Origin of the sequence: Paracidovorax wautersii (assembly GCF_900113035.1) — a bacterium.
Lineage (GTDB): Bacteria > Pseudomonadota > Gammaproteobacteria > Burkholderiales > Burkholderiaceae_C > Paracidovorax > Paracidovorax wautersii.
Map to the genome: position 1 here is coordinate 1 of NZ_FONX01000036.1, position 8,310 is coordinate 8,310.

Sequence of the window (8,310 nt, forward strand, 5' to 3'; positions counted from 1 at the left end):
GCATAGGCGAACAGCTCTTCGTCGGCCGCCGGGCCCGACACGCGGGCCCTGGCCACACGGCGGGCCGCGGCGCCGTAGATCTCGCGCTCGACGGTGCCAACGCTGCGCTGGGCCCAGGTGTGCACCTGGCCCACCAGCTGGTCGAAGGTGCTCTCGGGCATGGCCTGGCGGCCGTGGCGGTGCACGGTCTCGTGCAGGAACACCGCCGCCTCGCGGCCGGCGGGGATGCGATCGGCCAGGAACACCGTGGTGTTCGACGATGCGTCGTGCCAGGCCTGGGCCTGCAGCCCGAGGTCCTGGCCAGCGTCCAGGCTGTGACGGATGTCGGGGTCGTTCGGGTCATATGTTCCGCAGTTGCCGATGGCACTCTTGATCTGCTCGGGATGAAAAGCAACAAAGAAGCGGTCGCCGGCTTCCCTTTCGACGAATATCACTCCGTCATGTCCTTCCAGCTTTGCCTTGGCGATCTGCTCGTTCTCGAAGTCTGGATTTGCAAACGTATCGCCATCCCATGAAGACTCCACTACCTTGGGGTTCTGCAGCGAGAGGTGCACAGGCATCGTGCGGCGAGGTCCATCCAGCAAATGGTTCACGTACCCTTCGACGTAGAACGTCGATTCAGGGCCTGCGAAGAAAAAGCCATCGCTCTGACCAAGCTCTTGGTCCAGCTCAAACCGGGTGAAGTCAGCCGTGGTGCCGTGATAGACGGTCAGGGGTTGCCCCTGCGCGTCCACCACCTTGCTGTCGGCGAACCAGCGATCGAAGGCTGTCTGGCGCCGTGATTGGCCAACGCTGTAGCGGATGTCAGGATTCTGCGGTTCGTACGTGCCGCGATTGAAGACCGCGCTCTTGATCTGCTCAGGGCGGAAAACTATGTACTGGTCGTACTCACGCTGCATGCGACGGCCAACCTTTGCTCCGGCGGCGAACTCCATTCCGTCGAAATCAGGGAAGCCACGCAGGATCAAACCATCGTGGCCCGCCTCCGCTGCCTCGTAGATCATATTGTCAACAGCCTCCCAATTTTGGTCGCCGTCTTCATCCAGTACGTTTTCCTCATACCAGAGCTTTCCGAGCACCATGGGGTTCTTGATCGAAAGATAGACGTCAAGAACACGCGGCTCCGCATCGTCGTTTTCAGATTCAGCGCTGTGTGCGTAGGCTTGCGCGGCATTCCGATCGTCCGTGAAATAGAACCCGCCCCGTCCTCCCTTAAAAACGGTGAATTTTTCTGCCGTTCCGTGGAACACGCGCAGCGGCCTCCCCTCGGCATCCACCACCTTGCTTTCAAGGAACCAGTCCTGGAATGCGGTAACCTTCGTCGGATCAGTAGTACGGGCGATGCGCTCTGGCATCAAGTCCCCGAAGACAGCCAGTGACGCGGGAATACCGGTCCGCGCGGCCGCCTGCAGCTCCGCGAGCACCGTGCCATGGACACCATCCTCGGGATCAGTGCGCAGCTGCGACGCCGGCACCTGGACCACCAAGACCTCGCCGCCTCCTGCCTGGTCCGCAAACCAAGCCGCGTTCTCAGGATCAGTCGTGACGTAGAGCAGCTCGGGGCTGCCACCGCTTGCCCCGAGCGGGGCACGGCCCGTCTTGCCATCGCGAAGCAGCCGCGAGGCGTTCTCTGGCGTGGTGCCGTGGTACAGAGTGACCATCCCGCCTTGGCGGTACTGGTCCAACGCAGACTGGGTCGGCGGGGCTTTCCCAGCGTCGCTTGTGGTGATCACGAGCCGGCCAACTTGCTCCTGCAGTGCCACTGCGTCCAGCCCCACAACCTCCGCGATCGCGGCCCGCACGCTTTGTGGCGTGGCCACCTCCGCCTGCGACGGCTGTGCGTCCGCCACGAGGCTCTGGCGCAGACCCGTCCCTAAAGCGTCCAACTCCATCCTGATCGCCTTGGCATCGGAGCCACCCGCTCCAACAAACTCCTGCAGCGTCCCGCCCTCTATGACTTCGTCGATACCGAGGTCCACCAAGTCGAGGTACACGGCCGCAGCGCGGGCCGACTCCCTGTCCGTCATCGTTTTGACGCGGGACCAGGCGCGGGCCAGGCTCCGCTCCAGAGCATCCAGCGCGAGCGACTGCGCATCATCGAGTTGACTGACCTGCAGGATCGCGTCGATGGCGCGGTAGACGCGGTAGTTGCGCTGGGCGTCGATGCTGCCCATCGTCGGGATGAGCTGCCTCATCGATTCGGCGATGGCATCGGGCGCAGGGGCTTCAGGCGCTGAGGCCTGGACCAGCCGGACCTGGTCCGGCCAGAACACGAAGTAATGCGTCCCGCCGGCGCCCTCGCCGATGAAGCCGTCATAGCCCAGCGCGGCATACCGTTCGATTTCACCGTTCTGGAAGGCCTGCATCTGACCGAAAGAGTCCAGTTGCTTCGGGCGCTTGATGGCCACGTGGACCTGCATGACATACGGTCCGTACTCACGCGCCTCATCTAAGCTGTCGGTGAAGAACGCCGGGCCCTCGAAGTTCTCGAACTGCGCGCTGGTGCCATGGAAGAGCACCAGAGGCTCCCCGCCAGGGCCCTTGGCCGCACTGCCCTGCATCCAGCCCCTCAACTCCTCCTCATTGCCCTGGGGCATAGTCACCTCCATCGGTGTTGTCGCTGCGTGGAACAGATCCTCGCAAGGCCTCCTGCAGCTCCAGCCGGACCCTCAACCCGTGCTCAGGACTGTCGAGCTGCGCCAGGGCATAGGCCAGGTCCACGAGGTCCTGGCCATCGAGCCCTTGCAGGTCGTTTCCGATGAGCTTCTCGCCGATGCGCTGGATGCTCTCGACCACGGCCTGCAGCCAGGCCTGGGCGCTGCCGGCGGCGGCTGCGGCCGAGGGCTGCACGCCCCTGGCCACCGCCTCCTCGACCGCATAGGCGAACAATTCCTCATCAGCTGCAACGCCTTGAACGCCCGCGGTGGCAACACGCCGCAGCGCCGCATCGTGGATCTCGCGCTCGATAGAGCCCTGTGGCCTGTCGTTCCAAGCCTTCACCTGGTCCACCAGTTGGCCGAACTCTTCTGGCGCCATGGCGTCACGGCCATGAGAATGAACGATCTCGTGCAGGTACACGGCCTGCTCGCGCCCTGCGGGAATGCGGTCGGCGAGCATGACGGTAGTCCGCGTCGGGTGATGGTGCCAAGCCTGCGCCTGGGGTTGGCTGTTGGCCACCACGGCCACGCTGCGGGTGATGTCCGGATCGTCCGGGTTGAACGTGCCAACATTGCCGATCGCGCTCTTGATCGCCGCTGGATCAAAGACGACGTACTCGCGGTGCGTGCCGACCGCAGAGTTGATGATGAGCCCGTCATGGCCGAGGCCTTGGAGAACCTGCTGGATCTGGTCGCGGATCGCCTCAGGCTTGTCCTCCTCGCGCAGCTGCTGGATCAGCACCTCAGCTTCTTCGGGATCGAGCAGCGAGCGGATCAGATAGAAGTTCGCTTCGTCGCCGGCATCGCGCGACCAGAACTTCGGCTCGTCATAGTAGAACGGGTTCTTCAGTGCCAGGTACACCGGCATGATCTGCTGGCCCTGGTCCTCGTTCTGAGCGAACTCGTCGGCGACCTCTGCTGAATCGGTGAAGTACATGCCGCTGCCGTACCACCCTGCCTCGGAAGGCTGGAAGGTGCTGAAGCTCGCCGATGTGCCATGAAAGACGACCAGCGGAGCGCCATCGTCATCTACCACGGCACTGCCATCGAACCAACGCTGGAAAGCGACGGTCTGCGTGGGAAGCACATCGCCATCATCCTCGCCCAGCAGATCCTGCGACGTCGTGATGAGCAGCTTGCCGACGTTGTCATGCAGCTCTTCGGCGCTGACGCGTACCAGTCGGGCGATCGCGTCCCGTACGCTTTGCGGTGTGGCGCGCTGCATCTCGTCTTCATGGAGCTGCTCGACGTGGCTGAACATCGCGACGCCCTGCAAGACCTTCTCGCGCAGCGCTGACGTAATGTCGAAGCCCCATTGGGTGGTCCCACCCCCCAGTTCTTTCACGACCTGTTCGGCAGTTTGCAGGCTGGCCACCCGGCGCTCCGCAGTCCCATCCGGGCCGGTGACGACAAAGTTCACGCCATCATCGGTCACCTGGTAAAGGGGCGAGCGGTCCAGGTCTATCGCCACCAGCGACTCTCCGCCCAGCTTCCGCACCACATCGGAAGCGACCTGCAGGACGATCTCGTCGTAGAAAGGCTTGAGGCCCTGAGGACCAACCATCATGTTTTGGTGGATCGAGACCGAGCCGTCTTCATTCGGCACGCCCTCTCCCGCCAAGATCATCTGAGCAATGCCCTTACCGACGTGGCGCTCGATGTCGTCGATGGAGGATGAGGGCCGCTTGAGCTTCCACGCGCCGTCCTTGAACGCTTCCACTCGATAGCGATCGGTCGAGAGCTTGCGGTAGGTGATCAGATCCACCGACTTGCGGACGTCGAACATGGCCTCCGCCTGCGCGCCGGAGATGAAGGCCACGCGGTCGTAGCCGCCTTCAACAGCGTCGATCAGGGCCCGCTTCACGCCCAAGGCGACCCACGCTTTCGTCTTGCCGACGAATGGGCCTAGCGGTGCGCGGAAGCGGTCGTTCGCATAGTCGAGGAACCGGCCGGCTGCCTCGGCGCGCTGGGCAGCCAGCTCGGCCTCATCCTGTGTCGCGAAGCGCTCGATCACCGGCTCTGGGTTCTTCGGATCGAACAGTTCCCAGGGGCGCTGCTGGTCGGAGAACCCGTGCTTCGTGATCTGCTGGCCCCAATCGCTTTGCAGTTCCAGCACCATGGCCACGCGTTTGCCTTCGACATCCAGCCTGTCATCCATGCGCAGGTGGACCAGCACGTTGGGACGATCGTCCCAGTGCGCCGCATGGACGAACACGGGGTTTTCACCTTGGTCCATCCGCTGATCCAGCACGAAGCGCTCCTCCGGTGTCAGAGGCAGGTGGAGCAGCCCGCCATCACCATGCTTGGCGCGGAGACGATCCACCAAGTGGTTGTAGGCCTGCATGGGGCTGGGCAGGCTCAGCAGCAGCTCACGATAGTTGGTGCCGCCGGGCAAGACATGTTTCTTGAAGCGCAAGTCGCTGGGACCTTGTACCACGGGCGCGCCTTCGGCGTCCCACTGCCGCGCGATGGCATCGTCGCGAGTCGCCTCGCCGGTATCCATTCGCATCCATTCGGGCCCGAGCAAGTCGGTGGTTCTCAACGGCACGGTGGCCAGCGACAGAAAGTGGGTGATGTCCTCGCGGGACACCTTATCCTGGCTGCGAAGCGCCAGGTACTCACCCAGGCCCGTCCACTGAACCTCCTCGGACTTGATCCCGAATTTCGCGGCGTTCCCACGCAGCCAGGTGACCCACTGCATCGCTGGCATGACGCGGATGCGATCGGGCAATGAAGCGATGACACGCGCCAGATGGCTCACGAACCGCTTCTGCTCTCCAGAGGAGTTCACGGGCGCGGAGCGGCCCATTTCGGTCGAATCCATGACTCAACCCAACGAAGGACCGGAGTCGTCTTTGCGCTCGGTTTCCTTGTGGGACACGAGGTGGTCGTCATGCAGCGTGGCTGGTGGATGGCTGGCCTCATACCTACGGTCCCAGCGCGTTCCATCCTTGTCCCTTCCATCCTGCTCCAGGACCCCGGTCAAGTACGCGGATGCCAGCAGGTGGTGATCCTTTCGCAACGCGTCTTCGCCGAATTCCTCATCATCTGGGACGATCTTGACGCGCAAGGGGACCGCTTTTCCATCACCGTCCTTTTCAAGTAACCACGGGTGGGTCTTGACCAGGCTCTTCATCATCGGCCCGCCTTCGTATGCGAGCACGCGATGAGTGTGTTCAGGCTTGCGCAACTGGCTGAAGAGAGGCATGGCCTTCAGCGTCGCCATTTCCCAGGTGGCCAGCTCCTCGGGGGATTCGTACCAGATTTCGCACTCTGGAGAGTGGCTCATCTCGTAGAGGTGCTCGTACAGAGCCTTGCCGTTCACCGGGTAATCCTCGTCAAGTACGGTGAGGCGGGCACTCACTGGCGCGGTCCCCTGCCACTCAATTTGCATGAGCACATAGACGTCGGTGGTGTCGGTGCGTATTCCCTCCTCGTCACGCAGCAACAGCTGCTCCGCGGTGGAGAAGATCACGGATTTAGGTCGGCTGCTCAGTTCGGGGGCTGCGTTGATCGCTGAGCGCAACGCTTCCCAGTAGGGGTTGTCTTCGAGCACGTCCGTGAAGCCCGAGTCCTGGCCAAACACCAGTGAGGCACTGCCCCTGGCCATCGCATCTGTGATGAGTTGTAACCCATCCGGGGACTGGCTCACATCGAACGGTGACACCAGGTACAGATTCTTGTCGGACTTCAGAAGAGCTGCGGCAGCTTGCCCCAAATCGGAAATAGCGGTAAGGCGGTCGGCCCGATCGATGGCCTCTTCTGCCAAGTCTGTCTCGTAGAGAGGCAGGGCCCTCTTCTTGTCGAAGACCACATACCAGGGTTCCCGAGCAGGAGCTGGATGGGTGACCATCACGGCGATGGCAGACAGGCTGTGCTCGCCGTAGGCGGACGTCGCTTCATGCAGAAGGTTAGGACGCATTGACTTTCCTCTCGCAACTATGGAACCAGCATTGTAGAGGGCGTCGGTGGCGGTCACCAGTCCCCGGTTTGCTGGTATTCATGCATTTCTGGCTTGTTTTTTAATCCGCACGTCACGGCTTTAAAACCGAATCTCTAAATGCAGTTCTAAAACCGAAATTCAGAAAGCATGTTCTTCGCGTAGCTCAGAACGCAATCTCAGAACGTAATCTCAGACTTTTCAAAAGTGCAAAAATCATCAATGAAATCAATGACTTGCAAAAGTGCTGCGTTGCGCATTGACCCCCCCTCCGTTGTGGAGTGACCCCCCCCGCGTTGCGCTATGACCCCCCCTCTGTTGTGCAGTGACCCCCCCTCCGTTGCCAATTGACTCCCCCTGCGTTGAGTACCGACCCCCCCTCGGGCGTACGTTGACCCCCCCTCCGTTGTCCAATGACTCCCCCCATGTGGATAAGTTATCCACAGGCCAGAGCTGAAAAAGGGTGTGCGTGGGGTCTGCGACCTCGTTGTGATATGACCCCCCCCCACCAGCGTTGCGTGCAGCCCCCGTTCGAAAGACGTTGTGCAGTGACCCCCCCTGCTTGCCTGTCTTTCATTCGTTGCGCAGTGACCCCCCCTATCTGCGCACCATTTCCTTCAGACTGTTGCCACTTCCCTCTGAAGTAACATATTGCTTCAATACGATGTCTTCCGCTGATAGTTTTTAGCTGGGCGGCGCATCTGGGGCCTCCGCTGAGGTGAAATCAGCCGAATTCTCCTAGGCGTTGTGTAATGACCCCCCCATGCGTTGCGCCTTGACCCCCCCTATTCCCGTCGTGGATGGTGCCAGCCCGTTGTGCCTTGACCCCCCCTGTTGTCGCTCGACCCCCCCCCCTTCGTTGTGCAATGACCCCCCCTACTGGGCTAGTGAATGACGATAAAAAGCTGCACAATCGGCTTATATTGCAAGGGTCTACAAGGGATCTTTATGATCCAAAAAGGATCATTTAGGCGGGTTGCCGTTGTGCCTTGACCCCCCCCCACAATGCCACAGATGATTTGAGACTGAAGGCGATATTTATATGGATAATCAAGAGAAATCAGAGTGAGTTCTATATAATCTGAACCAGATAATTTTCATTGATGGCTTTTCGCAACAGGGAGTTGTTTCCATGGAAAGTGCAGCAGCATCGGCTTCGTACAAGGACCTCATCGCTCAGCGCGATGCACTAGACGTTCAGATCAAGCAGGCTCGCGAACAAGAGCTGAGCGAAGTCAAGACCAAGATCAAGGAACTGGTGGAAGCCTACGGGCTTAAGGCGGGGGACATCTTCCCGCCCAAGCGTGTGAATGCGGGAAAGGGCCGGTCTGTGGCTCCCAAGTACCGCGATCCCAACTCCGGCGCTACGTGGAGCGGGCGTGGCAAGCCACCGGCCTGGATTGCGGACCGGCCTCGGGAGGCCTTCCTGATCAACGCGGAGGGCTGACTGCTCCCCTCTCGCAAAAAAGCCCGCGTCTGCGGGCTTTTTTGCGTCGGGTGTCCGGATTTGAATGTGTTTGAAGGCTCACAGCCGCCCGATCCGTGTCTTGATAGGCAGAAGCCAAAAAAAAGGCCCGCAGGTTAGCGGGCCGTCTTCTCAAAGGCGGATCTTCAATTGACCCACTGGTACCCCATCTCCAGTACCACTCGTGACAGGATTTGCGTGAAGAATGCTCCGTTATTTCGGGTTGTCGGTGGCTTGTCGGCCTTGAA

The 8,310-nt window shown here is 61.1% G+C and carries 4 protein-coding genes; 1 reads left to right on the forward strand and 3 read right to left on the reverse strand.

The genetic code is table 11. From position 1 onward, the window contains the following. The 3 genes from BM070_RS23570 to BM070_RS23580 form a co-directional block, all read right to left on the reverse strand. A partial coding sequence (locus BM070_RS23570; RefSeq protein ID WP_139222982.1) for an ADP-ribosyltransferase-containing protein occupies positions 1–2,597 on the reverse strand: 2,597 nt, incomplete at its 3' end. Next, on the reverse strand, positions 2,581–5,481 hold the full coding sequence (locus BM070_RS23575; protein ID WP_092942739.1) for an ADP-ribosyltransferase-containing protein: 2,901 nt from the start codon (positions 5,479–5,481) through the stop codon (positions 2,581–2,583). The genes BM070_RS23575 and BM070_RS23570, both read right to left, overlap by 17 nt. Before the next feature lie 3 nt (positions 5,482–5,484). Continuing rightward, positions 5,485–6,636: a hypothetical protein gene (locus BM070_RS23580; RefSeq protein ID WP_139222983.1), complete on the reverse strand. Its 1,152-nt coding sequence runs from the start codon at positions 6,634–6,636 to the stop codon at positions 5,485–5,487. 1,093 nt (positions 6,637–7,729) lie between these two features. Here BM070_RS23580 and BM070_RS23585 point away from each other — a divergent pair. Beyond that, on the forward strand, positions 7,730–8,044 hold the full coding sequence (locus BM070_RS23585; protein WP_092942745.1) for an H-NS histone family protein: 315 nt from the start codon (positions 7,730–7,732) through the stop codon (positions 8,042–8,044). Positions 8,045–8,310: the final 266 nt, after the last annotated feature.

Coding starts and splice junctions, on each gene's coding strand:
- BM070_RS23575 (WP_092942739.1), bottom strand. CDS start 5,481: ATGGATTCGACCGAAATGGGCCGCTCCGCGCCCGTGAACTCCTCTGGA.
- BM070_RS23585 (WP_092942745.1), top strand. CDS start 7,730: ATGGAAAGTGCAGCAGCATCGGCTTCGTACAAGGACCTCATCGCTCAG.